Raw genomic sequence first — 26,972 nt, forward strand, 5'->3', positions numbered from 1 at the left:
GGTTAGGAGGACCAGTTTTTCTCGAAATCGCCATAAAGCGTCAGGCCACCATCCACATACAGGGTCTGTCCCGTGATGTAGGTGCTGTCCTCGGCTGCGAGGAAGGTGATCGCGTCTGCGATTTCACGGCTCTCCCCCGGGCGCTTCATGGGAATATGGCTCGAAACGGCCTTGTACTGCTCTGGATCATCGACCCAGGACATGTTGATCGGCGTCACGATCGCGCCAGGGGCCACGGCGTTCACCCGGATACCACGGCTGGCATATTCCAGTGCCAGCGTGCGGACGATGTTGCCAACGGCGCCCTTGGAGGCCGAATAGCCCAGATAATGCGGCTTGGGGATGATCTGGTGAACGGAAGAGTTCACGATGATCGTGCCCTTGATGCCGTTTTCCAGCCAGTAACGGAGGACTTCGCGGCAGGGCAGCATCACGCCGGTCACGTTGACCGCCATCACGCCCTCGAAATCCTCGAGCTTGATGTCTTCGGACGGCGAGGGGATCTGGTAGCCCGCGTTGCAGACGAGCACGTCCAGACCGCCCATGGTCTTGATGCTCTCAGCCACGAGACGCTTGACGTCATCTTCTTTGGAAATGTCACCCGTGGCGATCGGATGCTCTCCGCCGGAGACTTTGGGCAGCTTGTCGCGGACGGCGATCAGCTTGTCTTCCTTGCGGCCGTTGAGGGCGACCTGCGCGCCTTCTTCGGCAAAACGAAGCGCTGTGGCTTCGCCAATTCCCTGGGATGCCCCGGTGACGAGGACTTTCTTGCCGGCGAAACGGTCTTTGTAAGGGGCAGGCATGTGGCCTCACCTCTCCTTGTGAATGCAGGTCTGAAACCGTGATTGAAAACACATCATGGAAAAGTCTCCCGTCGCCAACGCGGGAGACCCCGTCCGGGATGCGAAGAAAACCACATCCTGGTCCATATTGGAGAAGCGAACCGTTTTCAAACGCGGCTTCAGGCGGCCTTCATGGTCTTGGTCAGATTTTCGAGAACCTGTGCCGGATCGACGTTTTCGAGAACGGCGACTTCAGCGACGAAACGTTCCTGAGCGGCTTCGAACAGCTTGCGCTCGGAAAAGCTGCCATCCAGGCTGTCAACATTGCGGCGCAGGTCACGCAGCACTTCGGCGATCTGGATCAGGTCACCGGAGTTGATCTTTTCCTGATAGGCTACTGCGCGACGGGCCCACATGCCCTTGCTGACATGCGGCTTGCCCTTGATGACGGTCATTGCCTTGTCGACGATGTCGCGCGTGACGATCTTGCGCAGACCGGCCTTGCGGGCCTTGGCCAGCGGGATGCGGAGCGTCATCTGGTTGCCGGGGAACGAGATCTGGATCATCTCGATCACGGTATCGGCGACATCGACCATGCCGATCTTGTCCACGCGCCCAACGCCATGTGCGGCGTAGACAATGGAGTCACCTTCGCGGAACGGGTCCGTATCGTGTTCCGGGTCGGTCTGACGGGCAGTATTGTTGGCTGCGACACGAGCCATTTCATCGGTCATGCCGCCCTTCTGGGGGCTTTTGAACGTGTTCATAGCCGCAGGTTATAGCAGAAAAACCCTCTCCTGTCTTGTCCGTTCGCAGGAGGGGGCTGTGGCGCGCTATGCCGTCAGGGCTGGACACCGTGGACCGGCTGGATGGGGTCGGGCGGGATATCGCCGATCGGTTGCAGGAGATCGCGCTCGATCGTGCGGGCCATCGTCAGCATGGGCAGGGCGTGGACGCTCTTCTTGAAGGGTTCCTGAAGGTCGCGGCCGCTGCGGTCGAGCATCTGGAACAGCATTCCGATGATGCTGGAGCCCAGTGGCGTAATCCAGCCGAGCGTCTGCACGGCCGAGAGCGGCAGGATGATGCAGAACAGATGCGTCGCGATTTCGGGCAGCATGGAATACTGGGCGGGAAGGGGCGTGTTCTTGATCCGCTCCAGTCCGCCCTGCGCATTGGCGATGTCGGACAGGATGCGGTCCACCGTTCCGTGGACGGCGCCGTCAATTCCCCTGAGCTCGACTTCGTCCCGCACGCCCAGACCGATCTGATAGAGCAGCATGTTCGCCGTGTTCGAGCAGGAAAAGACCTTCTCGTACATCTCAGGCGTCAGCAGCCTTTTCGTGTCCTCGTTGGGCGGATCGCCCCTGAGGGCCGCGCGCAGGACATGCGGATAGGCGGCCATGGCGCGGGCCAGATCCGGGCGTCCTCCCAGAAGGGTCGCGGCTTCCCGGCCGAAGGAACGGCAGTTGTTGGTGATCGAACCCCAGAGTGTGCGTCCTTCCCACCAGCGGTTATAGGCTGCGTTGTTGCGCATGCTCAGGAAGATCGCGAGCGCCGAGCCCATCAGGGAAATCGGGAGCGACGGCTGTTCCATCCAGTCCTGATGATAGATCTGGAACAGGACGACAACCACGAAATCCCACAGCGTCAGAATGATCAGGGGTGGGAGGGATTCCCGGAAAAGAATGGCCAGTCCATGCGGACGGTTGACGATCAAACGGCTGTCTCCTCGGATGGATGGAAAAGTCCATTGCAAAGCCTAGCGGCGAAGTCTCCCGGGGGCCAATACCAAAGGGTGTCTGCTACTTTACTTTCTTTTGCAGCGACCGAAGCGGCCTCTTGCCGCGTCCCCTCCCGATACGACACAGTGTTTCCACCTTTCAGAGGAGACTGATATTATGGACGTGACCGCAGCCATTGCGTTCGAGGCCGGCAGGCCACTGGAAATCGACACGGTTCAGCTCGAAGGCCCGCGGGACGGGGAAGTCCTTGTCGAGATCATGGCCACGGGACTGTGCCATACCGACAAGTACACGCTCTCGGGTCAGGATCCTGAAGGCCTGTTTCCGGCCATTCTCGGACATGAGGGTGCGGGCATCGTCCGTGAGGTCGGGGCTGGGGTGAAGCATCTCAGGCCTGGCGATCACGTCATTCCGCTTTATACGCCCGAGTGCCGGGAATGTCCGTCCTGCCTGTCACGCAAGACCAATCTGTGCACGGCGATCCGCAGCACGCAGGGCAAGGGCGTGATGCCGGATGGTACCTCCCGCTTCTCCTACAAGGGGCAGCCGATCCATCATTATATGGGCTGCTCGACCTTTGCGAACTTTACGGTTCTTCCCGAAATCTCGCTGGCGAAGATCCGTTCCGACGCGCCGTTCGACAAGGTCTGTTATATCGGCTGTGGTGTGACGACCGGCATCGGCGCCGTGCTGTTCACGGCCAAGGTCGAGCCGGGATCGACGGTTGCGGTGTTCGGATTGGGCGGCATCGGGCTCAACGTCATTCAGGGTGCCAAAATGGTCGGGGCGAACCGGATCATCGGCATCGACATCAATCCGGGACGCGAGGCCATGGCCCGCAAATTCGGCATGACCGACTTCGTGAATCCGAAGGATCTCGGGCCGGATGGAGACCTTGTCGGCCATCTGATCGAGATGACGGGCGGTGGTGCGGATTACACATTCGAGTGTGTCGGCAACACGACTCTGATGCGTCAGGCGCTGGAGAGCGCACATCGTGGCTGGGGCGTCTCCTGCGTCATCGGTGTGGCCGGGGCAGGGCAGGAAATCAGCACGCGGCCGTTCCAGCTCGTGACGGGGCGCCGCTGGATCGGCTCGGCCTTCGGTGGCGCGCGCGGGCGGACCGATGTGCCGAAGATCGTGGACTGGTACATGGAAGGCCGGATCGACATCGACGATTTGATCACCCACAAGCTCAAGCTCGCTGACATCAATCTGGGCTTCGACATGATGAGCCGTGGCGAGAGCATCCGCACTGTCGTGGAGTACTGAGCATGTCCGACATCGAGGTTCTGGCGCAGCACGCCTGTTTCGACGGTTCGCTCCGCTTCGTGCGGCACAATTCGCAGGCGCTGGGCGTTCCCGCGACATTCGGGGTTTTCCTGCCGAAAGAGGCGCTGGCTGGGCAGAAAGTGCCCATCATCCATCTGCTGGCCGGACTGACGGCCACGCAGGAGACGTTTCTCATCAAGGCCAACGCCATTCGCTTTGCCGCCGAGCATGGGATTGCGCTGGTGGCTCCCGACACATCTCCACGGCATACGGGCACCAAAGGCGAGGACGATTCCTATGATCTGGGGTCGGGCGCGGGCTTTTATATCGACGCCACGTCCGAGCCCTGGAGCCATCACTACCGGATGGAGACGTATGTCGGGGAAGAACTCCCCGCGCTGACGGAGCGGCTCTATCCGCTTGATGGCGACCGCCGCGGCATCATGGGACATTCCATGGGCGGCATGGGCGCATTGCTTCAGGCACTGAAATATCCCGATCGCTGGAAGACCGTTTCGGCTTTCGCGCCGATCTGCCATCCGAGCACCGTGCCCTGGGGGCAGAAGGCGTTCGATGCGTATTTCGGTGGCGATCCGGCGAAATGGCAGAGCTGTGATCCCACGCTTCTGTTGCGCTCGGGTCATGCCCATCCGTCCACCATCCTCGTGGATCAGGGGCTGATGGATCAGTATCTGACGGATCTGTGTCCGGATGCGCTGGAGGAAGCGGCGAAGGAGGGGAAACAGTCCCTCGAACTCCGTCGCCATGCCGCGTATGACCATTCCTACTGGTTCGTGCAGAGTTTTATCGCGGACCATCTGACCCACCATGCCAAAGGGCTTTCCGCGTGAAGCGTTCCGTTCTTGCTGTTCTGTTCCTGCTGGGAGGCTGCGTCTCGCAGGCTCCGACCGGGCCTTCGATCACGCCCACGGCCCATACCGATTTTCGGCATGACACGTTGGCCCTGACCTGGCAGCCGGGGTTCTGCGCTTCGGGCGGTGGGTGTGAATGGGATCAGACGCACCGCATCTCGATCGGTCTGCATGGGTTGTGGGCGTCGGAACCGCATAGTCTGGAAGCACAGGGCGTGCCGGTGCAGGACTGGTGGTCCAAGGGCTGTGATCTCTATGATCACAACGATACCCCACCGCAGCTCCTGCCGACGACGACGGAGGCGCTCCGGGGTGTCGTGCCGCATCTGAAAAAGCCGCTCTACGTGCATGAATATACCAAACATGCGCGCTGCTTCGGCTATGACGCAGACCGCTTTTTCGTCACGTCTATGGAAATGCGCGACCGGTTCGCGGCTTCGGCCTTCGGGCTGTGGCTGGCGCAGCAGGCCGGATTTCAGGTCAAGCGCGATGAGATGCTGGCCACCTTTGCGCGTCTGATGAATGTCCGTGACGAGCGCGCTCTTCAGGTGCGCTGCGAACCCGCGCATAACGGCCAGATGGTGTTGACGCAGCTCTGGTTCACGCTGGACCCGAAGAAGCTGTCCCGTTTCCCGTATGAAGGGGCCTATCTGTCCTCACCGGACGACCAGAATGGCTGCCCGGCCACGTTCCTTGTCCCGGGCTGGACTGCACCGTCCGCGGCTGATCAGCGGCCGTAAAGCTCCTCGGCGCTGATTTCGGGCTGCGCGGTATCACGCAGCCCGTCCGGCGTCACTCCGTGATAGAAACAGCTCCGACGGCCGGTGTGGCAGGCCACGCCGGTCTGGTCGACAATCATCAGAATGGCGTCCATGTCGCAGTCGAGGCGTGCTTCGATCAGTTTCTGTTGCTGGCCCGAGGTCTCGCCCTTGCGCCACAGTTTCTGGCGGCTGCGGGACCAGTAGCAGACGCGACCGGTCAGCAGCGTCTCACGCAGGGCATCCGCGTTCATCCAGGCCAGCATCAGCACCACGCCATCCGGAGCCTGTGCGAGGGCGGAGATCAGGCCGTTCGCATCAAATTTCACCTGCGTGATGATGTCATCGACGATGGACGGGGCGGGGGGAACATAGGTCACGAACGCATCTCCTCAACGCATTTCCGGGGGGAACCAGACAGGCCACGCTACAGAAACTGGCCGTCCGTTGCACGTCAGGTCGGGTGAGGACCACGCATCCCGGCGCAGCATGGCGAGTGCCTGATTGCCGCTGCGGGAGCGGATGTCTCCGACTTCGCGTTCGCCTGCGATGATGACACCGCCTTCAGCCGGGAACGTACCTTCCGACAGAACGACCGGCAGCAGTCGGCGTTTGACAAGGCCACGGTAATGGGTGCGGGCGGTCAGTTCCTGCCCCATGTAACAGCCTTTTTTCCAGGACACACCATGTAGCAGGTCCATGTCGGCTTCGAGGGCCAGCGTCTGCTCGCTTTCGAAATCCATGACATCCGGCAGGCCGAGCGTGAGGCGGCGTTCCAGAAATGCGGCCGGCGTTTCGCCGCCCGGTCCCGTTTCGCTCACGAGGGCCCGCCAGCCGGCCCCTTCGCAGCGCGGATCCGGCGCGCAGGCGACCGCAGTTTCCGGAGAGGGTGAGTTTTCCGCGCCGGTTATCACGCGAAAGGAAGTCTTTTCAATCTGCACATCGGCACGCAGCCGAAAGCGCGAGAGGCGTTTGACAAGCATGTCGGCATGGTCCGCCGCGCAGTCCATCAGGATCCGGTCGGAGGCATCGTGCAGGAAGAATTCGCTCAGCCAGCGGCCCTGCGGCGTAAGCAGCGCACTCCAGACGGCTGTCGTGGCTGTCAGGGACTGGAGATCATTGGTGATGAGACCCTGAAGAAAGCTGGTCCGGTCCGTCCCCGTAAAAGACAGGACGGCGCGGTGGGAAAGATATTCTTGCATGTGAGGCACCGCAGTTCCGACGGCTTCCAGCAAAACCACCGTGTTGGAAAACATCGGATCATAACGATGAAATCCACCAGCCGCCATATCCGTTGCCGATCGGGTTGCAGTCGGGCAGTACTCGGAGGATATTGGTCCGGCGCGGCAGTCATGGCCCTGTTCCGCGTCCCCGTCTCTGTCCGGAGTGAAAATACATTGTCAGCCGCAGAAATCGTGGACCCGACCCAGAGCCCCGCCAGCGACCGCCGTCGGATCTTCCAGATCCTGGGACCGCTCGTGGGCGTTCTGCTGGTTATCGCCGCGATTACGGGCATCAGTCTTCACAATTACCAGACGACCCGTCAGGGCGCGATTTCGCTGTCCAATGATCTTCTGCGCAGCCAGCAGCGCTATGTGACGCAGGAAGTCAGCGACTATCTGGCTCCGGCATCCATCGGGGCCCTGATCGCACAGGACATGTTCCGTGATCCCCTGACGAATGTCACGCCTGACACGTTCATGCTCTACGGACGCTCCATTCTGGCACATACGCCGCAGGTGGACAGCTTCTACATCGCGAACGATCAGGGCCAGTTCTGGATGATCACGCGGCATGGAACAGACGGCTACGAGCAGACCCATTTCCAGATCGACAACGGCAAACAGGTTTATCATCACGTCTATACGGACAAGGACGGCAACGTCACGGGTGAAGGCGCAGATCCGGCGGAGGGCTACAATGTCGTGACCCGCCCGTGGTTTGCAAAAGCCGTCAAGCATCAGAACGATCCGGACCGGCAGCTCCACTGGACCGATCCTTATGCGTATATTTCCACCCAGAAGTTCATCATCACGGCATCCCTCGCGTTTGACGGACATGACGGGCACAAATCGGTCTTTGCGATCAATATCTCCCTGAACCAGCTCACGGCGTTCCTCAACAAGCTGCAGGTGGGGCGGAGTGGGCAGGCCGTGATCGTGGACATGCATGGCCAGATCATTGCGGGCCACAATCTGGCTGCCGGGCAGGACCCGAAGACTTTCGATCCGGGGAATGTCTTTCTCGATCCCAGAACGCAGCCGGTCTTTACCCATGCGCTCAACAGGTTCCGCATCAAGGGGCCGGGAACGGGCGTGGTGAAGGCACGGGGCCGGAATTACGTCACCATCGCCTCCGAACTGCCGTTCGTGCATCGTCACTGGGTTCTGCTGCTGAATGCGCCGGAAAGCGATTTCGCCGATTTCGCGCAGACGGCGCGGCGGCAGAATATCGGATTTTCGCTCCTGATCGTGATGCTGGCTTCCGTTCTGGCGTTCGCGCTGGTTGCTCAGGGGCGGCATGTGGAACGTCTGCGCAAGAGGCTCCAGCGTGGCCGCGATCAGATCAAGGCCGAGAACGCCTCGCTGCTGGAAATCGCCAGCACGCCGGATCTGTTCGAGCCCGCGCATGAAGTTCCGATCCTGACGGAAGCACTGACGGCGCGAACCGGTGCGCGGCGTGCCAGCCTGTGGCGCCTGCTGCCCGATGGCGACCGCATGCTGTGCGAGGATGCCTTCGATCCGTCCCGTGACGTGCACAGCACGGGGGTCGAGATCAGCCGGCGGGAAAACGGCAAGCTGTTCGAGGCGCTGGACGAAGGACACACGCTGTCGATCGCAGATGCCTCGCAGGACGAGCGCACGCAGAACTTCCAGCGTGTCATCATGCGCGCGGTGGGGGCCAACACCCTGCTGTTCCAGCCGGTCCGCAATGCGCACAGGACGGTAGGTGCGATCGTGCTGGAGGATCCGGGGCAGGTGGAGACGATGGAGCATATCATTGCCATCGTGGCCGCCGTCGTGGCGCTGCGCTTTGCCCGGCCGTTCGATGCGGCGGCCGGCGATGGAACGACCGGCCTCGCGATTTCGAGCGAAAAGCACGATACGCGGTTCGATGAAGGATTTCTGCTGGATTCATCGGATAAGCCGTCTGGCGAGCCGGTTGCGGCGGGTCTGTATCCGCAGGTGCCGGTCATGGTCATATCTTTTGTGGATCCCTATGCGCCGGACCGCGACAGCATTTCGCGCGCCATGAACGTCATCCGCACGCTCAGTCTGGAAATCCAGAAGATCGCGCGTGACAGCGGGCTGTTCTCGGTTCAGGTCGTGAGCAACCGGCTTGTCCTTGTGGGGGGATGTTCGCAGACGCCGGACCCTTCCGCGGCTGTCCGGCTGGCGGATGCGGCTGTCTCGATCCGTGAGGCCTGCCTGGCCTCGCTGGCCGCGGCTGATCTGGATCCCGTGTTCCGGATCGGCATGGATGTGGGGTCGGTCATGGCTTCGGAACTCGGAGAGGCCCCTTCGGTCTTCAATATCTGGGGCGATGCGCTCAACGGGGCCGAACTCCTGACCGGGAGTGCGCCGGATGCGGGAACGATCCAGGTCTCCGAGCAGGCCTACATGATTCTGCGTGAACATTTCCTCTTCCGGGCGCGGGGGATGTTCTATCTTCCCCACAGCGGCATTACCCGCAGCTTCATTCTGGCGGGCCGTCGATGAAAATGCTGCGCAATCTCGACCGGATCACGATGGTCCGGAGCATGCTGGTGCATCTGGGATATTTCTCCCGCACGCAGATGCGTTTCACCCTGATGATGATTGGCGCCGGCTGGGGCATCATGCGTGAGGCAACCCGGCTGACGACCTGGCGGCGGACGGTTCGGATCGAGTTCTGGACCTCCCTGCATCAGGCGGTCGGCGGCGGGATTCTGAGTACGCTGGTGACGGCGGCCCTGACGGGGTTCGGTATCGTGGCCCAGACTGTCTACTGGCTCGGTTTTGCCGGGATGGCGCAGATGACGGGCTCCATCCTGTCCACGGTGCTGGTTCGTGAAATCGCCCCGGTTCTGGTGGGAGTGATCCTGCTGGGACGGTCCGGGATGCTGATGCTCACCGAGCTTGGAACCCTGACGACGGGTGGGCAGATGCGGGCCATGACCGGGATGGGAATTGATCCGTTCATCTCCTTCCTGGTGCCGCGCAGTCTGGCCCTGACGATCAGTGGCTTCACGCTCGGCGTTATTTTCAGCATGACGGCCCTTCTGGTCGGTTATGCGGTCTGCCGCGTCGAGGATGCGATCACGATGCCGATCTGGGCGTTCCTGGATCAGGTTGTCAGCAGCGTGAAGCCGATCGACTATTTCGTGATCCCGGCCAAGTTCATCTTCAGCGGATATGCGGTGGGGGTCTGCTCGTGCCTGTCGGGCATGGACGTTACGACAGAGGACGATCTGTCGAGCATGATGCCGCGCGGATTTGCGCGCGGCATGCTGTCCATCATGGTCATCAACGTCGTTTTCAGTGTGTGTTTCGATGGCTGAACCCGACGACGTCTTTCCGAATTCGCTGGATGCCCGGCTGGAGTTGCTGGATGCCCGGCCCCGTTTCGACGAAAGCGGGCTGGTGTCCAGCCGCTACAACCTGCGTCTCAATCCGGGGGAATGTGCCCTGATCGAGTGCCGGGACATGGGGCAGGCGGCGCTGTTCGCCGATATGTGTGTCGGTCTGATTCCGCTTGATGACGGGCATGTGCGCTGCATGGGGCTCGACTGGGCCGAGCTGGACGAACGCCGCAGCAATGCGCTGCGGGGACGGATCGGGCGTGTGGTGATGACGGGCGGCTGGGTGGACCTTTACGGGACGCATATGAACATCCTGTGGCCACAACTGCATCATACACGGACCCCGATCGACAAATTGCAGGCTCAGGCGGTGCATCTTGCCGTCCGGCTCGGGTTGCCCGGTCTGCCGGTAATCCCGCCGGGCCGTCTGTCGGCCATGGACCGACAGCGCTCGGCCTGCGTACGGGCCATGCTGGGCGAGCCGGCGCTTCTGCTGCTGGAGCATCCGATGGAAGGGGCTTCTCCCAGCCTGATGAATGCGTTCCTGTCTCTCGTGACCGATCTGCGGGACAGGGGATGTGCGGTGGTGTGGATGGCTCCGGATGAAAGCGGGTGGGGGGATTATGCGTCCGATGCCACCATCCGCCTGCGCCTTTATGATGACGGACTGTTTTCGATGCGAGGTTCCTGATGTTTCGCGTACGCCAGACCGAGACCGCCCGTCCGCTCTTTCAGAACCGCTATGCGGATGAATGGGTCGGGCTGCTTGTCCTTGCCGCGATCGTCCTGTTCTCCGTTGCCGTGGTGGAGGCCGGTTTCCTGCGTCAGTGGCTGACCCCGGAGAAGAAACTGCATTTCGTTCTGCCGGAAAGCGGGGTCGCCGGGCTGGCCATCGGAAACGATATCGAGGTCATGGGTGTCCATGCCGGGGAAATCCGTCGCCTGAAGCTGAACGAAACGGGCCGAATGTACGCTGAAGGGGATCTGGACCCGCAGTTCGCCAACTTCATCCGGCAGGACAGCACGGCCATCATCCGTCATCGTCTGATCGTGGCGGGAGCGAGCTATATCGAACTGAGCCGGGGCAAGGGCAAGCCGCTGGACTGGGACTATGCGGTCCTTCAGGCCACCGTCGAAGCCAATCCGGCGGACGTGATTACCCAGACCGTTACGGATCTGCGCAACAAGCTCGTGCCGGCGATGAACAACGTCCAGCTCATCACGGCGCAGGTGAACGACATGCTGACCGACATGCGCAAGGGGCAGGGAACGATCGGCGGGCTGCTGGTGAAGGATGATGTCCTGAACAAGGCCAATGATGCTCTGGCCCATCTTGACGGGGTCATTGCGGATCTCAGACCCATTGAAAAACAGGCCGGGGGAGTCATGACGAAGGTTGATGGAACGATGGCCAATGCGAGGGCTGCGACGGCAAGCCTGCGTCAGAGTATGCCGCAGGTTCAGCAGACCGTGGCCCACGCCAATACGGCGACCGCGCAGCTTCCGGCCCTGCTGGCTCAGGCAGAGGCGAGTGCCAGCAGTCTGCGCAAGCTGACGGATCAGTTGCGCGGTCTGTGGCTTCTGGGAGGGGGCGGGACGAAGCAGGAGCCCTCCCGTCGTCTGCCGGCGCAGGCGGTACGGCCATGAAGCGCGCTCTGCTGGGGTGCGCCGCCCTGATGACCCTGACGCTGGGTGGCTGTTCGTCCTCGATCGCGTCTAAGGGGCCGAAGCCCGATCAGCCTTACGAAGATGCCATGGATACAGGTAAGAGCGTTTATGAGATCGGTCAGGCCTCACAGGCCGAGGCCCAGTACCGGGGGGCCATGGATCGTGCCCTGATGCGGGATGACGCGGGGGCCATTCACGAGGCTGGTTTCAATCTGGCTACGGTTCTGCTGGCCGAGGATGAACCTCGGAAGGCCCTCCAGAGCCTTGGCGAGACCGAAGCAGCGCTGAGCCTGCGCAGTTTCTCCGACACGTCAGATCTGGCCGTGATCCGCGCGGCCGCCCTGTACCGGCTTCATGACACGGTGTTCGCTTCGCAGGCCGTGGGGCGCGCGCTTCAGTCTTCCGATATGGGGATCCGCGAGCGCGCGCTTTACCTGTCAGGCTTGATTGCAGCGGATCTCAGGCAGGACGCGGTTCTGGCCCAGCGTGTGAATGATCTGTCGGGATTTCATGAAACCGGCGCGAAGGTCGATCAGCAGGAACTGACGGCGCGTCTGAATCTGCTCCGGGGGCAGCCTGAGCTGGCTGCCAGCGAGGCGCTTGCGGTGGTCAAAAGCCGCCGGGATGCTCTGGATTATCGCGGGATGCGTCGTGCGCTCACGCTGGCTGCCGATGCAGCCGAGGCAGCGGGACATCTGCCTCAGGCCACGGCCCTGCGGCAGGAGGAAAGCATCAGCCAGCAGGTGGCGGTAAAACAGGCGGGAGAAAACAGCGGCAGTTCCGCAGACACGCCAGCACCGCCGCCCGGGAAAGTCACGGTGCAGGTTCATGGCACCCCGGTGGATCAGTCAGGTGTCGGCGCAGGCGGATAAGGACGCGGAAACATCAGGCCCGTATGTCATGGGGCCTGATGGCCGACCGGAACGCGAAATCAGAACTGGCCGCGGGTATTTCCCGAGCGGCGGGCCTCGTCTTCACACATATACGTCCCATGGGCCGTGGCGCCGTACCAGAAGCTGCCCTGCACATGATAGACATGGGTCGAGGTGTTGACCCAGACACGGTTGCAGGTCTCGCTGTTTTTCTGCTCAGCCGCCTGCGTGACCTGAGGCTTTTCGTTCGAAGGCGTGCTGACGACGGCATTCTCAATCTTGGGTTCCTGGGCGAGGGCTGTTCCGCCGAGAAGTCCAAAAGCGAGAAAAGAAGCGAGCATCGTTTTCATGCGGGAATTCCTCTGGAGATGGTCTTTATCTGCTTTCAGACTATGTAAAGAAGCAGAGTCATCCAAATCACGAACAGGTAATTCTCGTGTAGAACAATGACGTTTCTGTTAAATCACAAATAACGGATCCGTTACCTATGAGATGTATTACAGGTTTCCGAGGATCTTGAGGCCGACCAGTGTCGCATTGGGAATGACTGCGGTCTGGCCGGGGCGCATCATGTATTCGAATTCGGGTTGCAGCACGAGACCGGGGCGGATCGGGATACCGTAATAGGCTTCCAGAATGGCGGAATGGGTCTGGGGGCCATTGACGAAAGCCCCCATGGACATGCCGGCAAGCTGTCTCAGACGCTGTCCGTAAGTAATGGCAGGACTCATCTGGTAATAGGAATACATCACGCCAAAACGGTCGAACGGCCGGTGGGGAATGATGCCCAGCAGCGATGCGCCGACATAGACCTGATCGGAGAATGTCGAAACACTGGGTGTGTTGTGCACGTAGCCGGCAAGGATGTAACCGCCTGCCATCTGGTGCTGGCCGCCCTTGCGATAGACCATCTGGTCGGCCTCGATATAGAACGTATCGCGCGGTTTGGTGGCGTCATGCACGACGTCGTGGGCGAACATCGCCGGGATTGTTCCGAGACGGTCCGAATACGGCGACGTATCATGTGCAAAACCGAGTTTATAATGGCCCGGAAGATTATCTGGACCGATAAAGGGCTCCCAGGTCAGTTCGATGGGAAGCATGACACCTGTCGAGCTTTCACTGCCCCAGGCCCAGCCACTCGGGTTTTCCGTCAGGGGGCCAACCTTGTAGACACCGGTGCGCAGTGTCAGGTCGCGTGTGGGCTTGATACGCAGCGTACCGCCCCAGGTGGCTTTCGGGTAAACGCTCCAGCCTTCGTCCGCCTTGATCGCGGGCGGTGCGGAACACTGCACCATGAAGGTGCAGAGCAGGACAGATGTCGCATAGGTGTGCGTTAGCGTGATGCGGCCGATATTGATGTTGACGCGGTTATGGAAGAACGATTTCTCGAGATAGATGTCCGCCAGATGGGCGGCCGCGTGACCTGAGAGACTGTAGACTTCGCTCAGCAGGATGTGATGCTCTCCGACATGGTCATAGGACACCTGACGGCCGGCACGCTCCATCATCACGGCATGCAGGATCCAGCCATCGAGCCCAAGCAGCTTCCCCAGATCCCAGCGTGTATTGAAGGTCAGTTCATGGGCATAGGACATGCCCTTGCTGATGCCTCCGCCGACATTCGCCATGGCTTCTCCCTTGTAGGAGAATTCGAAGCTGAAGCCGCGGTCAGCGAGCCAGTTCCGGTAGGGTGAAAGCTGTGGCGCGATATGACCGAAGGCTTCCGCCGGTACGTAATAACCGGCCGTCAGATCGCTGCGCCGCAGGGCGTCGTCATTGCGGTTGAGGAGAGAGGAAATGCTTTCCGTATCAAAAATTGCCCCCAGATGGTCTGCGGAAGGCGCAGGGGGATGCGGATGGCGGGCTGGAGGGTGCGTCTGGGTAGCCGGGAGCGAGACCCCGGGGCTCGTGGACGGGAGAATTCGGGGAGCAGCATGGGGAACGGTCTGCTGAGGCGGCTGGGACGTGCCCTGGGCATGAACTGTCAGGGGAATGGTGCTGAGTACTGAAAGGATATTGATCTTCAGGAATGTTTTCAAAAAATATTTACAAGACATTTTTAGTATTCTTTCCTGCGATCATAATCAATATGGCGCATTACTGTAAATATAATAGACGAAAACAGAGTGCCCAAAGGATGCCGGAGGGCGTTTCTGCGGTTTCCTGAAAAGATAAAGTCCTTAATGAGGAAAATTCCCAATCACATAATCCGGAATTTTCTTCACTAAATAAAAAAGTATAATCTATGACGCTGGATTTGGGTGGCTTGTTTCGAAAATTCGCAGAAGGCCGGTCCCGATTTTCTAAAGACCGGCCGGGCATGGTTATGAAGTCCCGTTAACTTTATCGGGCACTGCTCAGGTCCGTGGGCGGTCGCGCTCTATCAGCGCCAGTCCTTCGGCTACGGAGACGAACTCCGATCCACCATCCACGCGCTCTGCGCCGAAACGGCGGTCGAACAGGTTCCGGACGGCGGGGACAAAGGATGTGCCTCCGGTCAGAAAGACCCGGTCGATGTCGTCCGGCCCGAGCCCGGCCTGCTGCAGGGCGTCTCCGATGGCGTCGTCCAGACGCGTCAGATCGGGAGCGATCCAGTTCTCGAAATCGGCGCGGGTGATGGTTTCTTCGATTTTAAGGTCACGGTGGATGAAGCGCAGGGTCGTGCTGTCCTGACGTGACAGGTCGCTCTTGGCCTGTCCGACCGCGCGATAGAGGTTCTGGCCTTCCTGATCCTCGATCAGCCGCAGCAGGCTGCGCAGTTTTTCCGGCTCGGACGATGTCTTGGCGACGTCTGCGATGTCCCGCAGGGTCTGGGGCGTGCGCATCAGGGACAGGCGATGCCAGCGGCCGAGGCTTGCGAACCATTCAGCCGGGACGGGCAGGGGCTGTCCGCCCATGACGCGATAGGTCGCGTCCCGGCCCAGTGCCGGGGCGACGGCGTGGCTGATGATGCGGTAATCGAACTGGTCGCCTGCGATCCCGACGCCGGAATGGCCCAGCGTGGTGACGCGCGTGCGGCCGTGCGGATCAAAACGCATGACCGAGAAATCGCTGGTGCCGCCCCCGAAATCGCCGACGAGAACGGTGGCGGGATGGTCGAGACGCTGCATGAAGCGCCATCCTGCGCCCTCGGGTTCGAGAACGATATTGGGTTCGGGAAAGCCCGCTTCCAGAAAGCTTTCTCGTAGACGGGCCACACCGAGTGAATCATCGGCCAGTTCGCCCGCAAAGCGTACGGGCCGGCCGATCGTGGCACTGACATCGCCCGGGTTCAGCCCGGCCTTGTCCATGAGCGACTTCAGAAAGCGCGCGATCAGGGCTTCGAGCGTCATGGTGCTGCTGAAGACGCGCGTTTCGCGGAAAGATCCCTGCGCGAGATAGGTTTTCATGGACATGATGAGGCGGCTCTCGGCCGGGTCATCCAGATAGGCCTCAATGGCGTCCAGCCCGATCGCGTCCTTCATGACGCGGCGTCGTCCGTCCTGATCCATCCATAGGCAGAGCAGTGTGCGGCAGGTTTCGCTGGTCGCATGATCCGTGAAGACGAAACGGGCAGGGTGGGTGTTGCCGTTTTCATCGGCGATGACGACCACGCTGTTGGTGGTGCCGAAGTCAATTCCGACGCGGATCTTGGTCTGGGTCTGTCCGGGCGTCGTCATTGGTCCTGCCTTCTTCCGGTTTGGGCAAAGGGCGTGGGTTTAGGGAAGAAGCGGGCAAAGGCCAAGCATAAAAAAGGGGAAGCGCCCTTTCGAACGCTTCCCCATTCATGCCTGAACCGAGGATCAGGACGCAGCCATCTCGCAGACGGCTTCTTCCGTCACGGCGGGGCGCATCGTGCCCATCTCGGCTTCGGACTGTACCATGGGCGACATACCGAGCGCGGAGAGGAGCTGCCGGTCGCGATGTTCGGCCGGGTTCGGTGTGGTCAGGAGCTTTTCGCCACAGAAAATCGAGTTCGCACCGGCCAGGAAGCACAGGGCGTGGGCTTCATCGGTCATGTTTTCGCGGCCTGCGGCAAGACGGACATGGCTTTCCGGCATCATGATGCGGGCCGTGGCGATGATGCGGACGAAGGTGATCGGATCGACGGCCTCGGCCTCACCCAGCGGGGTGCCTTCGACGCGGACCAGCAGGTTGATGGGCACGCTCTCGGGATGCTTGGGCAGGTTGGCGAGCGTCATGAGCAAGCCGGCGCGGTCTGACAGATCCTCGCCCATGCCCACGATTCCGCCGCAGCAGACATTGATGCCTGCATCGCGCACGTTCGAGAGCGTGTCGAGGCGCTGCTGATAGGTGCGGGTGGAAATGATGGAGCCGTAGAACTCTTCGGACGTGTCGAGGTTGTGGTTGTAGTAATCCAGACCCGCGGTCTTGAGGCGCTCGGTCTGCTGCGCGTCGAGCATCCCCAGTGTCACGCAGGTTTCCAGTCCCAGCGACTTCACGCCCTCGATCATTTCGCAGACGGTGTCCAGATCATGATCCTTCGGCGTGCGCCAGGCGGCTCCCATGCAGAATCGGCCCGCGCCGGCCTTCTTGGCCGCACGTGCTTCCTTCATGACGGATTCTACGGCCATCAGGCGCTCGGCCTTCACGCTTTTTTCGTGAAGCGCGCTCTGCGGACAATAGGCGCAGTCTTCCGGGCAGCCGCCCGTCTTGATCGAAAGAAGCGTGGAAATCTGCACTTTCGTAGGGTCGAAGTAGCGGCGGTGCAGGGTCTGCGCGCGGTACATCAACTCCGGGAAAGGCAGGTTGATGAGAGCTTCGACTTCGTCGCGGGTCCAGTCGTGGCGGACGTCTGGGTGGGGCGTATGGGTGGCCGTCACGGATCAATCTCCAAGGGTTGCTGCATCACACCTACCCAAAATTGTCCCACCGTGTCATCTGATCGTCACTCTTGTTGAGCCGGAAAACGGACGAGGTCGCAGAATGAAACACTGGCATATCGATCAGATGGACTGGAACTCCTTTGATCCTTCCCGCGTCGATCCCGAAATCATCCCTCTCGTGAAGGCTGCTTCCGTGGTGGAAAAGAACGGTCTCGACTACGCCCAGTATCTCCGTCGCGTCTTCGTGGGCGATCCGGATTTCAGCAAGGCCGCCGAGAACTGGGCCGTCGAGGAAGTGCAGCATGGCGATGCGCTCGGCCGCTGGGCCATGCTCGCCGATCCGTCCTGGAATTATGAGAAGGCTTTCGACCGTTATCGCGCGTCATATCAGATCGATGCGGATGTGGACGCCTCGATCCGCGGGTCCCGCACGGGCGAACTGATTGCGCGATGTATGGTCGAGACCGGCACGTCCTCGTTCTATACGGCGCTGGCGGATGCGACCGACGAGCCCCTGCTCAAGGCTATCTGCAAGCAGATCGCGGCCGATGAATACCGGCATTTCAAGCTGTTCTACGATCATATGCGCCGTTACCTGAAGCGCGAGAAGCTCGGCGTGTGGGCCCGGACCCGCATTGCACTGGGGCGCGTGACGGAGAGCGAGGACGACGAACTGGCGTCGGCCTATCATACGACCAACGAGCCGCCGGGCATGGCCTATGACCATCAGCGCTGCATCGCGGCCTACATGTCCAAGGCCATGGGGTTCTATCAGCCCAAACATATCGACCGCGTGACCGCGATGATCTTCAAGACGATCGGCTTCACGCCGCATTCACGCTGGCAGAAGCTGGCTGCGAACCTGGTCTATCGTCTGATGCAGTGGCGTCGGAAGGTCTTTCAGAAAGCGGTGGAAGCCTGACTTCGGAAACGACATATCGGGATACTGAAAAAACGAGACGAAACGGGGCGGCTGTGCCATGAAAGACGGCAGTTTTTTCTGCCTGCGTCCGGAGATCGAGATGACCGTTTCCGCCCTTTTCTCCCGTCGTGCCGTCTATGGGGCAACCCTGGCACTCTGTGCTGTCGGGCTGTATCAGTTTCCGGCCGCAAAAGCGGATCCGTATTCGCTGCCGATCGCCTCATCCGGTCCGGTCAGGACCGATATGGTCAGCCCCGCCACCCTGTCTGCCCAGCAGCTTGCAAAGCAGGTCGGCTACGCTCAGTTCACGGCCCCGGACTGGCATGTCGGTCCGGTCCGGCACATGGTGATGTTCCGCTACACCAAGGATTCAACGACCGCTCAGCGCGCCGAGGTGTCGGGCCGCTTCCTGCATCTCGCGCAGGACAGCCGTCGTGCGGACGGAAAGCCGGTTGTTGCCAGTCTCGAAACCGGATTCCAGAGTAGTGGCGAAGGCGCGGATGCCGGTCTGCAGCAGGCTTTTCTCGTGACGTTCCGTTCCGAAGGAGACCGGAATTACTATGTTGGCAAGCCGGTCGTGACAGACCCCGCATTTTTTGATCCGGCCCATGAAGCCTTCAAGGAGTTCGCGGCACCCTATCTCGAAAAGGTCGTGGTGTTCGACTACACGATCGCGGCCGCGGTGGGTTCCGGAAGCGCAGGGGGAAAGGCGAAAAAAGGCGGCCAGAACCGCTGATCGGGGGCCGACGTTCCGTCGCTTTGACGAAATGATACTTTATACCTCATTCTGAAGGCACCACTCTGGAATGAGGTACAATGTGAAACGATTCCTTACGTCACGACACGCTCTGAAGCAGGGAGCCAGTCTGCTGGCCCTGGCAGCAGGGCTGATGGTCTCCGGTGCCCAGGCTGCCGGATACAATGCGGGCTGGGGCTTTGACGAAGCCGGAATGAACCGCGCCGTTCACCCGGGCGACAATTTCTTCGAGTATGCCAACGGCACCTATCTCAAGAATCTCAAGATCCCCGGAGATATGAGCAGCTACGGCCCGTTCCGTATCCTGTATGAACTTTCCCTGTCGCGTCAGAAGACCATTCTTGACGAAGCCGCGAAGAAGGTTGCCGATGCGCCTGCGGACGACATGGGCAAGATCGGCACCTATTACGCCAGCTTCCTGGACCAGAAGGCCGTGGACCGTCTGGGTGGCAAGCCGCTTGCGACCGACCTCGAAGCGATTCGCAATGTCAATGACGGCAAGGCTCTGGCTGCGGCTTTTGGCTCGTCCCTGAAGTCCATGATGTTTTCCACGTTCCAGATTGGTGTGGAGCAGGATCAGAAGGATCCCGAGCACTATATGCTGATGCTCGATCAGGGCATGAGCATCGGTGTTGGCGGTGGTCTCGGCCTGCCGGATACGAGCTATTACACAAACCCCAAGCTGGCGGACAAGAAGAAGGCTTATCAGGCCTATATCGCCAAAATGCTGACGCTTGAGGGCTGGCCCGACGCCGGGAAGAACGCGCAGGCCGTGGTCGATCTCGAAACGGCTCTGGCCAAGGTCGAGGTTCCGCGTGACCAGACGCGCGATCCGATCAAGACCTACAATCCGATGCCGGTTTCCGAGCTTCAGAAGCTCGCCCCTGATTTCGACTGGGTCACGTTTCTGACCAGCGCCGGTCTTCCGGCCGAAGGGCTGGAAAGCCGCAAGATCGACGTGCGCGAGCCTGCCGGGATCAAGGCAATGGCCACGGTTCTCAAGGGCGCGGATGCTGCGACCCTGCGTGCCTGGCTGGCGTTCCATCTCGGGGATAACGCTGCGGGCTATCTCTCCAGCAACTTCTACGATGCGTCCTTCGAATTCAACAGCCATACGCTGTCGGGCGTAGCGCAGCAGTCTCCGCGCTGGAAGCGTGCGGTGCGCGTGACGAATGGTGCTCTGGGCTGGGCGCTGGGCCGCGAATATGTCGCGCGCTACTTCCCGCCCTCAGCACAGGCGCAGATCACCGATCTGGTGCAGAAGGTGAAGTCGTCCTTCCACGAGCGCCTGGAGCACAACACCTGGATGGACGAGCCGACCCGCAAGGCCGCTCTGAACAAGCTGGATCATTTCGCCATTCAGGTCGGTTATCCGAAAAAATGGTGGGATTACAGCAAGCTCGAAATCCGCAAGGGCGACGTTTACGGCAATGCCGTGCGGGGTGTGGCATTCAGTTGGCAGCACGATCTGGACAAGCTCGACAAGCCGGTTGACCGTGACGAATGGGGCATGACCCCGCAGACGGTGAACGCCTATAACGATCCGACGATGAACGAGATCGTGTTCCCGGCTGCGATCCTTCAGCCTCCGTTCTTTGATCCGAAGGGTGATGTCGCCGTCAATTACGGTGCCATCGGCGGCGTGATCGGGCATGAGATGAGCCATGGCTTCGACGATCAGGGCCGTCATTATGACGAACATGGCCGTCTGAGCGACTGGTGGAGCAAGGCGTCCACGGATGCCTTCCAGAAGCTGGCCGACCGTCTGGGGGCACAGTACGACGCACAGGAAGTCCTGCCGGGCGCGCATGTGAACGGCAAGATGACCATGGGCGAGAATATTGCGGATTCCGGCGGGCTGAACCTCGGTCTGCAGGCCTATCATGACTCGCTGCACGGCAAGCCTGCGCCGGTCGTGCATGGTCTGACGGGCGATCAGCGTGTGTTCCTCGGCTGGGCTCAGGTCTGGCGTGAAAAGGATCGTCCGGATGCGCTGCGTCAGCAGATGCTCTCGAACGAGCACGCCCCGGCCATCACCCGCGTCAATATCCCGGCTCACAACATTGATGCCTGGTATGATGCGTTCGACGTGAAGCCCGGCCAGAAGCTCTATCTGGCACCGGATCAGCGCGTAAAGATCTGGTAAGGTCGTGACAAATCGGAACGTGGGGCCTAATCACGGTCTCACGTTTCAATTTTCTGCCTGACGGACCCATTCTCATGACGCAAATGACGATCGGCCATCTGTACACCTCGTTGCATGCGGGATGTGCCAGCGCGGTCGCGCGCGTGCTTGAGGCCTACGAGGTCGAGGTCGAATATGTCGATCTGGACCCCGAGGATGTCGAGGACGCTCTCGAACAGGCGGAAGTCGATCTTCTCGTTTCCGCATGGTTCCCGCGGGATGAAAAGCTTGCCGGGCCGGGGCGCCGTGTTCTGGGCGATCTGTACCAGCCGGTCGTCAGCTTTGCGGCCCTGTCGCCGCTTGGGCCTGTCGGGACCCTGACGTCGGCGGATGTGGACCGCATCATCGTCAGCGATGACAGTCGTCAGGCACTGGAAGAGGCACTCAGGCAGCTTCCGGCCCTTTCGGTTCTTCCCATCGAGAGCATTGGGGAAGGGGCGCTGATCGAACGGCTCGAAAAAGCCCGTGATGCCGGTGAGAAGCCGCTGGTCGTGGCAACCCAGCCCCATGCGGTCTTTCATCCGGATCTGTTGAACGTGATCGAGGATCCGGCGCGCCTGCTGGGCGGGGAAATGTCGGCCCGAATGATCCTGCGTGAAGATGTTGCGCGCCAGGCGGACAGCGATCTGCTTGATGAACTGTCGGAAATGATGCTGGGCAACAAGGTCATGAGCGCCCTGGATTACGTCATTTCCATCGAAGGTCAGGACCCCGAGGGTGCTGCCGAAGCCTGGCAGCGCGGACGTCTGATCGGACGCTGAAAAAAGGGGTCGGGAAACCGGCCCCCTTTTTTTGTCTGCTCTCAGCGGAAGACGAGACCGCCGTCGATCAGGACGGACTGGCCCGTCATGTAGTCGGCATCGCTGCTGGAGAGATAGGCCACGAACCCGGCGACGTCATCGGCGGTTTCCACCCGTCCGAGCGCGATCCCCTCGACATATTTCTTGTAGGTCGCGCCAATTTCCGTACCGGTGATCTCGGCCATACGCTTGTCGATCGTAACCCACATGTCGGTGCCGACAATGCCCGGGCAGTAGGAATTGACCGTGATGCCCGAGGACGCAAGTTCCTTGGCTGCGGACTGCGTCAGGGCGCGGACGGCGAACTTGGTTGCGGAATAGGCGCCCAGAAGGGGATAACCCTCATGGCCCGCGATTGAACAGGCATTGATGATCTTGCCCTTCGTGCCCTTCTCCTTGAAGATTCCGGCAGCGGCCTGCATGCCCCAGAGCACGCCCTGGACGTTGATGCTGAAGATCTTCTCGATTTCGGCAGGTTCGATGTCCATGATCGGCTTGACCTGACAGATCCCCGCATTGTTGACCATGATGTCCAGGCCACCGAGCGTCTTTGCAGCGTCGCTCAGCGTGCTGCGGAACTGATCGCGGTTGCTGATATCGGCCGTAAGGGCCACGGCGCGCCGCCCGAGGGCTTCAACTTCCTTTGCGGTTTCGGCCAGCGTTTCCTGCTTGACGTCCAGCAGGATGACATCTGCGCCATCTTTGGCCAGACGGAGCGCAATGGCCTTGCCGATACCCTGGGCCGCACCCGTGACGGCAGCTACTTTTCCAGAAAGGGACATTGAAAAAAGATCCTTCGATTGTCTGTCATCGGCATGTGACTGCCATGACGGCGGGAACCATCACCCCATTACTTTCCGCTTGCCACAAAAAAGCGCCGGTTTTCCAAACGTGACACGGGATTGTGTGAAAGGGGGCAGGGCATCTCCGAAGCGGCGGTTCGAAAGACTGCGATTTTCGCGGATGGGCCGCTGGTCATATGTTTCCGTGCCTGTAAGGATGCGTTAAATAAACGTTACGACGAGGCTTTGGCAGGATCTGATGAACCACCCGGACAGCATTAGCGCCGTTTTTGACGCATTCGGTGGCATCAGCGACGAGGAGTGGCTTCAGGTTCTGGTGTCATCCGTGCACATCCCTGAAATTCAGGGCGTGCTGATGCCGGCATTTCCGCCGGACGACCTGCAGCGGGAAATTCATGGGCATCATGGGGAAATCTCCATCCATGAGGCGCATGTGTTTTTCCGGGAAATCAAGGCGTACTGCGCGTATGCCGGGCGCCCGGTCCGCTCCGAGACGACGCTGCTGGATTTCGGCTGTGGATGGGGCCGCATTGCCCGGCTTTTCATGAAAGACGTCCGGCCCTCCAACCTGTACGGCGCCGAGACCACGGACCGTTTTCTGATGGCAGCGCGGCGGGCCAATCCCGCGCTCAATTTTCTGGGCTGCAATCTGGTGCCGCCGATGCTCCTGACATCGGAGAGCTTTGATCTGATTACGTCCTGGTCGGTATTTTCGCACCTGGATGAATTTCTGGCTGGACACTGGGTCCGGGAGTTTCACCGTCTGCTCCGGCCGGGCGGGATGCTGGTCATGACGACACAGAGCCGCAGGTTCATCGCGTTCTGCGCCGAGCAGAGGCTGAAGCGGGCGTCCGGCATCAGGCTGGAGCATCCCTGGCACGAAGTCTGCGCCGACAGTTTCATTGATGAGGCCCGGGCCAATGCGGAGTTCGAGGCCGGGCGCTTCCTGCACGCAGCTTCCTCGAAACCGCCACAGCCCCAGTCGCATTATGGCGAGGCGATCATTCCGCGGAACTACATCATCAAGGCCTGGGGTGGCCTGTTCCGCCTGATCGAATATCTGGACAACCCGGTGCGGTTGCCACAGGTCCTGATCGTGATGCAGAAGATCGGATAGTCATTATTTGTCATGAAGTGACGGGACGTGAGGAGAAGGGTTTGAGGAAAGCCAGTATCAGCGCGGTTCTGATTGCCGGTTGCGTGCTCATGCCTCTCTGCGGGGCTGTGGCCCAGACGACGGAAATCGTGACCGTCACCGGGCAGCATGCCATGCGTGTCGGCAGCTACAAGGGCATTTACTGGGTCTATGACCGGTTTGATCGTCTGCCCGAACGTGCCCGGAAGGATCTGTCGCTGCATTTTCTGGGCGACATCCTGCCCGATCATGCCGTGCCGTCCGAGGCGCATGTCGTCCTCCATGCCAAGGGTGGCGATATTCCGCTTTTTGTAGGCAATGACCGGGAGATGCATTTCCCCCGATCCGACGCGCTTCTGGCCGAAAATCCGGCCGTTCTGCTGACTCTTCCGCCGGATCGGAAGGTCCAGCTCGAACTGGCGATCGAGGTCGCTCCTTTGCCGACACCCTCTTTCACGAAGGAGCAGGCTGAAGGCTGGCTTGGGGAAATTAATGCCTCCATCCGCGATTTCTTTGGCGTGATCCTCGCCTTTCTGGCCCCGGACGCCCATCGGCTGAAGGTCGATGTTGCGCCCGGCGCACGGTTTGAGGCGGTGGAGAATGGAACGGCGCGGCTTCTGGTGGATAATCAGGGGGCTGTTCCTTACACCTTCATCCTCCGGCCGCAGGACTATCAGGACGGGACGGTGTTCCGATCCGACCACGCGTTTGCCATGATCCGCGTCAAGGTGCCCACGGACGAATACTTCACGCTCAGACGCAAAAAGTGATGCGGGATTTGACAGATGGGCCGTGAGGACGCATCACCCGAGACCTTGAATTTACTGCCAGCAGGGGGATCCATGTCGGTTCACGCGTTCGTCTTTCCGGGACAGGGGAGCCAGTCCGTCGGGATGGGGCAGGCCCTGAATGAGGCTTTTGCATCCTCCCGCGCCGTCTTTCAGGAAGTGGACGAGGCGCTTGGCGATCATCTGTCGCGCCTGATGTTCTCCGGGGATGCGGACGAACTGACGCGGACCGAGAACGCCCAGCCGGCCCTGTTTGCGGTCTCGCTGGCTGCCGTGCGGGCTCTGGAAAGCGAAGGTGGCTTCAAACTGGCGGACAAGGCGGCTCTGGTGGCCGGTCATTCGCTGGGTGAGTATTCCGCGCTTGCCGCCGCTGGTACGCTGGGAATTGCCGAAGGTGCGCGCCTGCTGCGTCTGCGCGGTCAGGCCATGCAGCGCGCGGTACCGGCCGGGGAGGGCGGCATGGCGGCTCTTCTGGGCGTGGACGCGGCGCAGGCCCGTTCGATCTGTGACGAAGCCTCGCAGGGTGAGACGCTGGAAATTGCCAATGACAATGGTGGCGGACAGATCGTCGTGTCCGGCGTGATGAGTGCCGTCGATCGCGCCATCGTCGTGGCCAAGGAGCATGGCATCAAGCGCGCTGTGAAACTGCCGGTTTCCGCACCGTTCCATTCGTCGCTGATGGCTCCCGCTGCGCGAGAAATGGAAGAGGCGCTGGCCGGTGTGACACTGAATGTGCCTTCCGTGCCGGTCATCGCCAATGTCACGGCCGCCAAGGTCACCGACCCTGCCACGATCCGGGAACTGCTGGTGAAGCAGGTCACGGGCACGGTACGCTGGCGTGAGAGCGTGCAGACCATGGTGGCCCTGGGTGTGACGAACATGCACGAGCTTGGCGCAGGCAAGGTTCTGTGTGGTCTGGCCCGTCGCATTGCTCCGGAACTGGCGACCAGCAATGCCGGGACACCCGCTGAAATCGAAGCCCTGCTCAAGACCCTGTAAGGACAACCGATCATGTTCTCTCTTTCCGGCAAGACTGCTCTCGTCACGGGCGCATCCGGTGGCATCGGCGCTGCGATTGCCCGCCAGCTTCATGCGCAGGGTGCGACGGTCGTACTCAGCGGTACGCGTGAAGCCGCCCTTCAGGAACTGGCTGACAGCCTGGGCGAGCGCGCCCATATCGCTGTCGCCAACCTGTCCGATCCGGCCGAGGCTGATGGCCTCGTGGCCAAGGCCGAGGCCGTTGCGGGTGCTCCGCTGGACATTCTGGTCAACAATGCCGGTCTGACGCGCGATACGCTGGCCATCCGCATGAAAGACAGCGACTGGTCACAGGTTCTGACCGTGGATCTGGAAAGCCCGTTCCGTCTGGCCCGCGCTGCCCTGAAGGGCATGCTGCGTCGCCGTGCAGGACGGATCATCTCCATTGCATCCGTGGTGGGAACGACGGGCAATGCCGGTCAGGCCAACTATGCCGCCGCCAAGGCCGGCATCGTGGGCATGAGCAAGTCGCTGGCGCAGGAAGCCGGTCCGCGTGGTGTCACGGTCAATGTCGTGGCCCCTGGCTTCATCGAAACGCCGATGACGGATGTGCTGCCGGAAGCGGTGCGCGAGAAGCTGGTTGGCTCTATTCCGCTCGGCCGAATGGGGAATACTGGTGACGTGGCCTCCGCAGTGGTATATCTGGCTTCCGATGAGGCTGCATGGGTCACGGGAACGACCCTGCACGTCAATGGTGGCATGGCGATGGTCTGAATGCTTGGCCTTTTGGGTTAAAGCGTGCTAATCGCGCGCTGCTTTGCCCGGCCTGCTGAAGGCTGATGTCCGGTTCTTCCGGCGGCAACGCCTCTTCTGAAGAGGGGGCGGTCCTGCTCTGGAGGAACCATTGGTCCCCCCGGACTGGCAGACGGCAGTACGAGTTTTGATGTAACGCACCGGACGGGCAAAGGGTCCCGAACGGGCATAAGGAACGAACAGATGAGCGATATTGCTGACAAGGTAAAGAAGATCGTTGTCGAGCACCTCGGTGTGGACGAAAGCAAGGTAACGCCGGATGCGTCGTTCATCGACGATCTGGGCGCTGACAGCCTCGACACGGTCGAGCTGGTCATGGCTTTCGAAGAAGCCTTCTCCGTCGAGATCCCGGAAGATGCAGCCGAGAAGATCGCAACCGTCAAGGATGCCATCGACTACATCGAGAAGCAGAAAGCAGCCTGAGGCTGACTGGAG

At 60.8% G+C, this 26,972-nt stretch carries 27 protein-coding genes; 17 read left to right on the forward strand and 10 right to left on the reverse strand.

Annotated elements, in window-relative coordinates:
- Positions 1–2: 2 nt before the first annotated feature.
- The 3 genes from ABF859_RS04425 to ABF859_RS04435 form a co-directional block, all read right to left on the reverse strand.
- Positions 3–803, reverse strand: coding sequence for an SDR family NAD(P)-dependent oxidoreductase (locus ABF859_RS04425; RefSeq protein ID WP_415526503.1), 801 nt, complete (start codon positions 801–803; stop codon positions 3–5).
- Between the two features lie 158 nt (positions 804–961).
- On the reverse strand, positions 962–1,549 hold the full coding sequence (locus tag ABF859_RS04430; protein ID WP_415526505.1) for a CarD family transcriptional regulator: 588 nt from the start codon (positions 1,547–1,549) through the stop codon (positions 962–964).
- A gap of 74 nt (positions 1,550–1,623) precedes the next feature.
- A complete protein-coding gene (locus ABF859_RS04435) occupies positions 1,624–2,499 on the reverse strand; it encodes a bestrophin family protein (RefSeq protein WP_415526507.1) in 876 nt (291 codons plus the stop codon).
- Between the two features lie 181 nt (positions 2,500–2,680).
- Here ABF859_RS04435 and ABF859_RS04440 point away from each other — a divergent pair, with 181 nt between their 5' ends.
- From ABF859_RS04440 to ABF859_RS04450, 3 genes are read left to right on the forward strand one after another with little or no spacing between them, the layout of a single operon-like run.
- A complete protein-coding gene (locus ABF859_RS04440) occupies positions 2,681–3,796 on the forward strand; it encodes an S-(hydroxymethyl)glutathione dehydrogenase/class III alcohol dehydrogenase (RefSeq protein ID WP_415526509.1) in 1,116 nt (371 codons plus the stop codon).
- A gap of 2 nt (positions 3,797–3,798) precedes the next feature.
- The gene (gene fghA / locus ABF859_RS04445) at positions 3,799–4,647 is read left to right on the forward strand and encodes an S-formylglutathione hydrolase (protein WP_415526511.1); all 849 of its coding nucleotides are present in this window, start codon (positions 3,799–3,801) and stop codon (positions 4,645–4,647) included.
- Entirely contained in the window at positions 4,644–5,408 is a 765-nt protein-coding gene (locus ABF859_RS04450) for a ribonuclease T2 family protein (protein ID WP_415526513.1), read from the forward strand. The genes fghA and ABF859_RS04450 overlap by 4 nt, the downstream gene beginning before the upstream one ends.
- Here the strand turns inward: ABF859_RS04450 and hisI are convergent.
- On the reverse strand, positions 5,396–5,806 hold the full coding sequence (gene hisI / locus ABF859_RS04455; protein ID WP_415526515.1) for a phosphoribosyl-AMP cyclohydrolase: 411 nt from the start codon (positions 5,804–5,806) through the stop codon (positions 5,396–5,398). The two genes, ABF859_RS04450 and hisI, sit on opposite strands and share 13 nt — an antisense overlap.
- 12 nt (positions 5,807–5,818) lie before the next feature.
- Entirely contained in the window at positions 5,819–6,628 is an 810-nt protein-coding gene (locus ABF859_RS04460; RefSeq protein WP_415526517.1) for a YgfZ/GcvT domain-containing protein, read from the reverse strand.
- A gap of 195 nt (positions 6,629–6,823) precedes the next feature.
- Between ABF859_RS04460 and ABF859_RS04465 the strand changes: the two genes are divergently transcribed.
- Genes ABF859_RS04465 through ABF859_RS04485 form a run of 5 tightly spaced genes read left to right on the forward strand, consistent with a single transcriptional unit; the run spans position 6,824 to position 12,527 of the window.
- Positions 6,824–9,145 (forward strand): cache domain-containing protein, encoded by a 2,322-nt coding sequence (locus tag ABF859_RS04465; protein ID WP_415526519.1) that lies wholly within the window; start codon positions 6,824–6,826, stop codon positions 9,143–9,145.
- On the forward strand, positions 9,142–9,966 hold the full coding sequence (locus ABF859_RS04470; RefSeq protein ID WP_415526521.1) for an MlaE family ABC transporter permease: 825 nt from the start codon (positions 9,142–9,144) through the stop codon (positions 9,964–9,966). The genes ABF859_RS04465 and ABF859_RS04470 overlap by 4 nt, the downstream gene beginning before the upstream one ends.
- A complete protein-coding gene (locus ABF859_RS04475; RefSeq protein WP_415526523.1) occupies positions 9,959–10,678 on the forward strand; it encodes an ABC transporter ATP-binding protein in 720 nt (239 codons plus the stop codon). The genes ABF859_RS04470 and ABF859_RS04475 overlap by 8 nt, the downstream gene beginning before the upstream one ends.
- Positions 10,678–11,634: an MlaD family protein gene (locus ABF859_RS04480; protein ID WP_415526525.1), complete on the forward strand. Its 957-nt coding sequence runs from the start codon at positions 10,678–10,680 to the stop codon at positions 11,632–11,634. Before ABF859_RS04475 ends, ABF859_RS04480 begins: the two co-directional genes overlap by 1 nt.
- A complete protein-coding gene (locus ABF859_RS04485) occupies positions 11,631–12,527 on the forward strand; it encodes a hypothetical protein (RefSeq protein ID WP_415526527.1) in 897 nt (298 codons plus the stop codon). The genes ABF859_RS04480 and ABF859_RS04485 overlap by 4 nt, the downstream gene beginning before the upstream one ends.
- Before the next feature lie 59 nt (positions 12,528–12,586).
- On the opposite strand, the gene ABF859_RS04490 is transcribed toward ABF859_RS04485, so the two are convergent.
- The 4 genes from ABF859_RS04490 to bioB form a co-directional block, all read right to left on the reverse strand.
- Positions 12,587–12,877: a hypothetical protein gene (locus ABF859_RS04490; protein WP_415526529.1), complete on the reverse strand. Its 291-nt coding sequence runs from the start codon at positions 12,875–12,877 to the stop codon at positions 12,587–12,589.
- A 147-nt stretch (positions 12,878–13,024) separates the two neighbouring features.
- Positions 13,025–14,587: a carbohydrate porin gene (locus tag ABF859_RS04495; RefSeq protein WP_415526531.1), complete on the reverse strand. Its 1,563-nt coding sequence runs from the start codon at positions 14,585–14,587 to the stop codon at positions 13,025–13,027.
- Positions 14,588–14,887: 300 nt separating this feature from the next.
- Positions 14,888–16,189, reverse strand: a complete 1,302-nt coding sequence (locus ABF859_RS04500) for an Hsp70 family protein (RefSeq protein ID WP_415526533.1) — start codon at positions 16,187–16,189, stop codon at positions 14,888–14,890.
- A 123-nt stretch (positions 16,190–16,312) separates the two neighbouring features.
- Positions 16,313–17,353 (reverse strand): biotin synthase BioB, encoded by a 1,041-nt coding sequence (gene bioB, locus ABF859_RS04505; protein WP_415526535.1) that lies wholly within the window; start codon positions 17,351–17,353, stop codon positions 16,313–16,315.
- A 103-nt stretch (positions 17,354–17,456) separates the two neighbouring features.
- Between bioB and ABF859_RS04510 the strand changes: the two genes are divergently transcribed.
- From ABF859_RS04510 to ABF859_RS04525, 4 genes are all read left to right on the forward strand, one after another.
- Entirely contained in the window at positions 17,457–18,278 is an 822-nt protein-coding gene (locus ABF859_RS04510; protein ID WP_415526537.1) for an acyl-ACP desaturase, read from the forward strand.
- A 100-nt stretch (positions 18,279–18,378) separates the two neighbouring features.
- Entirely contained in the window at positions 18,379–19,014 is a 636-nt protein-coding gene (locus tag ABF859_RS04515) for a Dabb family protein (RefSeq protein WP_415526539.1), read from the forward strand.
- Positions 19,015–19,096: 82 nt separating this feature from the next.
- Positions 19,097–21,181: a M13 family metallopeptidase gene (locus ABF859_RS04520; RefSeq protein ID WP_415526541.1), complete on the forward strand. Its 2,085-nt coding sequence runs from the start codon at positions 19,097–19,099 to the stop codon at positions 21,179–21,181.
- A gap of 74 nt (positions 21,182–21,255) precedes the next feature.
- On the forward strand, positions 21,256–21,981 hold the full coding sequence (locus tag ABF859_RS04525; RefSeq protein ID WP_415526543.1) for a glycine betaine ABC transporter substrate-binding protein: 726 nt from the start codon (positions 21,256–21,258) through the stop codon (positions 21,979–21,981).
- Between the two features lie 41 nt (positions 21,982–22,022).
- On the opposite strand, the gene ABF859_RS04530 is transcribed toward ABF859_RS04525, so the two are convergent.
- Positions 22,023–22,802, reverse strand: a complete 780-nt coding sequence (locus ABF859_RS04530) for an acetoin reductase (RefSeq protein ID WP_415526545.1) — start codon at positions 22,800–22,802, stop codon at positions 22,023–22,025.
- 259 nt (positions 22,803–23,061) lie between these two features.
- Between ABF859_RS04530 and ABF859_RS04535 the strand changes: the two genes are divergently transcribed.
- The 5 genes from ABF859_RS04535 (at position 23,062) to ABF859_RS04555 (ending at position 26,960) form a co-directional block, all read left to right on the forward strand.
- The gene (locus ABF859_RS04535; protein WP_415526547.1) at positions 23,062–23,940 is read left to right on the forward strand and encodes a class I SAM-dependent methyltransferase; all 879 of its coding nucleotides are present in this window, start codon (positions 23,062–23,064) and stop codon (positions 23,938–23,940) included.
- A gap of 41 nt (positions 23,941–23,981) precedes the next feature.
- Complete coding sequence (locus ABF859_RS04540) at positions 23,982–24,728, forward strand: hypothetical protein (protein WP_415526549.1); 747 nt, start codon at positions 23,982–23,984, stop codon at positions 24,726–24,728.
- Between the two features lie 72 nt (positions 24,729–24,800).
- Positions 24,801–25,745, forward strand: a complete 945-nt coding sequence (gene fabD, locus ABF859_RS04545; protein ID WP_415526551.1) for an ACP S-malonyltransferase — start codon at positions 24,801–24,803, stop codon at positions 25,743–25,745.
- 12 nt (positions 25,746–25,757) lie between these two features.
- Positions 25,758–26,498, forward strand: a complete 741-nt coding sequence (gene fabG, locus ABF859_RS04550) for a 3-oxoacyl-[acyl-carrier-protein] reductase (protein ID WP_415526553.1) — start codon at positions 25,758–25,760, stop codon at positions 26,496–26,498.
- Between the two features lie 222 nt (positions 26,499–26,720).
- Entirely contained in the window at positions 26,721–26,960 is a 240-nt protein-coding gene (locus tag ABF859_RS04555; protein WP_011253554.1) for an acyl carrier protein, read from the forward strand.
- Positions 26,961–26,972 lie beyond the last annotated feature (12 nt).

The sequence above is a fragment of the Gluconobacter sp. genome (genome assembly GCF_047722525.1).
In the GTDB taxonomy this organism is placed as follows: domain Bacteria; phylum Pseudomonadota; class Alphaproteobacteria; order Acetobacterales; family Acetobacteraceae; genus Gluconobacter.

Bases quoted from the DNA above. Each gene is read 5' to 3' on its own strand.
- ABF859_RS04425 (WP_415526503.1), bottom strand. From the start codon at position 803: ATGCCTGCCCCTTACAAAGACCGTTTCGCCGGCAAGAAAGTCCTCGTC.
- ABF859_RS04430 (WP_415526505.1), bottom strand. From the start codon at position 1,549: ATGAACACGTTCAAAAGCCCCCAGAAGGGCGGCATGACCGATGAAATG.
- ABF859_RS04440 (WP_415526509.1), top strand. From the start codon at position 2,681: ATGGACGTGACCGCAGCCATTGCGTTCGAGGCCGGCAGGCCACTGGAA.
- fghA (WP_415526511.1), top strand. From the start codon at position 3,799: ATGTCCGACATCGAGGTTCTGGCGCAGCACGCCTGTTTCGACGGTTCG.
- ABF859_RS04460 (WP_415526517.1), bottom strand. From the start codon at position 6,628: ATGCAAGAATATCTTTCCCACCGCGCCGTCCTGTCTTTTACGGGGACG.
- ABF859_RS04470 (WP_415526521.1), top strand. From the start codon at position 9,142: ATGAAAATGCTGCGCAATCTCGACCGGATCACGATGGTCCGGAGCATG.
- ABF859_RS04475 (WP_415526523.1), top strand. From the start codon at position 9,959: ATGGCTGAACCCGACGACGTCTTTCCGAATTCGCTGGATGCCCGGCTG.
- ABF859_RS04480 (WP_415526525.1), top strand. From the start codon at position 10,678: ATGTTTCGCGTACGCCAGACCGAGACCGCCCGTCCGCTCTTTCAGAAC.
- ABF859_RS04485 (WP_415526527.1), top strand. From the start codon at position 11,631: ATGAAGCGCGCTCTGCTGGGGTGCGCCGCCCTGATGACCCTGACGCTG.
- ABF859_RS04490 (WP_415526529.1), bottom strand. From the start codon at position 12,877: ATGAAAACGATGCTCGCTTCTTTTCTCGCTTTTGGACTTCTCGGCGGA.
- ABF859_RS04495 (WP_415526531.1), bottom strand. From the start codon at position 14,587: ATGTCTTGTAAATATTTTTTGAAAACATTCCTGAAGATCAATATCCTT.
- ABF859_RS04500 (WP_415526533.1), bottom strand. From the start codon at position 16,189: ATGACGACGCCCGGACAGACCCAGACCAAGATCCGCGTCGGAATTGAC.
- ABF859_RS04510 (WP_415526537.1), top strand. From the start codon at position 17,457: ATGAAACACTGGCATATCGATCAGATGGACTGGAACTCCTTTGATCCT.
- ABF859_RS04515 (WP_415526539.1), top strand. From the start codon at position 18,379: ATGACCGTTTCCGCCCTTTTCTCCCGTCGTGCCGTCTATGGGGCAACC.
- ABF859_RS04525 (WP_415526543.1), top strand. From the start codon at position 21,256: ATGACGCAAATGACGATCGGCCATCTGTACACCTCGTTGCATGCGGGA.
- ABF859_RS04530 (WP_415526545.1), bottom strand. From the start codon at position 22,802: ATGTCCCTTTCTGGAAAAGTAGCTGCCGTCACGGGTGCGGCCCAGGGT.
- ABF859_RS04535 (WP_415526547.1), top strand. From the start codon at position 23,062: ATGAACCACCCGGACAGCATTAGCGCCGTTTTTGACGCATTCGGTGGC.
- fabD (WP_415526551.1), top strand. From the start codon at position 24,801: ATGTCGGTTCACGCGTTCGTCTTTCCGGGACAGGGGAGCCAGTCCGTC.
- fabG (WP_415526553.1), top strand. From the start codon at position 25,758: ATGTTCTCTCTTTCCGGCAAGACTGCTCTCGTCACGGGCGCATCCGGT.
- ABF859_RS04555 (WP_011253554.1), top strand. From the start codon at position 26,721: ATGAGCGATATTGCTGACAAGGTAAAGAAGATCGTTGTCGAGCACCTC.